Annotated in this window: 2 protein-coding genes; both read right to left on the bottom strand. The window is 48.0% G+C overall.

Annotation, left to right across the window (positions count from 1 at the left end; all coding sequences use genetic code 11):
- Nucleotides 1–1028: putrescine-ornithine antiporter (gene potE, locus ACRC27_RS10805; protein ID WP_438639866.1), on the bottom strand; the 1028-nt coding region annotated here is incomplete at its 3' end.
- Nucleotides 1029–1158: 130 nt separating this feature from the next.
- On the bottom strand, nucleotides 1159–1351 hold a 193-nt coding region (locus ACRC27_RS10800), incomplete at its 5' end, for a hypothetical protein (protein ID WP_438639865.1).

Below are 1351 nucleotides of genomic sequence, written 5' to 3'. Positions count from 1 at the left end.
GAAATACTCATGGTTGCCAGCAGCAACTCCAGCACCAGCATGATCAGCATACCGGCGATAGGTGCGTTGTATTTGTTCATTTTGCCGAAGATGCTTGGGAACAGCTTCATTTGTGCTGCCGCCCAAGATACTTGCGCGTTAGTGAACTGCCAAGCCAGCAGAGAACCGATACAGGCGATGATGGCCAGAGCACAAATCACTTGGCCCACAAACGGTGTGAACATCATGCTGAATACCAGACCGAACGGCGCACTGGATTTCGCCAGTTCAGCGTTAGGTACGATACCCTGAATTACGGTAGTTGAAGCGATGTACACGATAGCCACGGAAACGGTCGCTAGCATAACGGCCAGTGGTACGGTTTTTTCTGGGTTACGTACGGCGCCGGAGTTAGCACCTGCAGTTTCAATCCCCAAGAAGGCCCACAGAGTCAGAGCGATACCGGAAGAGATCCCGTCCATAGTGCCAACGTGGTGTGGGTTCCAGCCGGCGGCGAACAGTTCAGGTTTGAACCAGAACCAACCGATGATAGACAGACCCACCACCGGAATGATGATCCCCCATACAGTTACGCTGGAAATACCACCGGTGTATTTAGGACCCCAGAAGTTAGCCACCATGGTCAACACCAGAACACCAACGACACCCCAGAAGGCGTGTACTGCAGATTCAGATAACCATGGGAAGAAAGGCTTCATGTAGCCAACCGCAGATACGGCAATCGCCACCGCACTGATGACCAAGCAAATATAATAGGTATAAGACGCGATGAAGAAGGAGGACTTACCGTGCGCTTCTTGTGAGTAGGCAGACATACCGCCATCACGGTGACAGAACATACCGCATTTTGCGTAAGTGTAAGCGATACACAGCGCACCCACGGTAGTGACCAGCCAGGAGAGCATGGTAATACCACCTGTACCGGCGAGGTTAGCCGGCAGCATGATAATACCGGAGCCCATCATGTTTACTGTTACCAGTACAGTGAGGCCCATAAGCCCCATTTTGTTATCATCTGAAGATGCCATAAAATTTATCTCTTTATTCGATAAACTTAATATTTATTCATCCAAAGTCACTAAAAGGTGCACAAGATGTGCATAACTGAGGATGAGGAACCCTTATTTGTTGCTGCAGCGAAAACCCACACCAAGGATGTTAATAAATGAGATAACGGCGCAGGAATAATACCGTCATTGCATTTATGTTTTTGCTGAGAATAAGGCCATTAATGTTGATGCGTGAATAAACATTTCTGGCTCGATATACATCCCGTATATGAGTTGGTTTATTTTTTAACACAGCTGCATAGGGAAGAAAATAAAGGTCGAGAAAATCGGATTGTGCCTTG

Origin of the sequence: Plesiomonas sp., from assembly GCF_051650925.1 — a bacterium.
Taxonomy (GTDB): domain Bacteria; phylum Pseudomonadota; class Gammaproteobacteria; order Enterobacterales; family CAMTGL01; genus Plesiomonas.
Note: the sequence above shows the minus strand (reverse complement) of the source record. Positions and strands in the feature narration are given on the sequence as shown.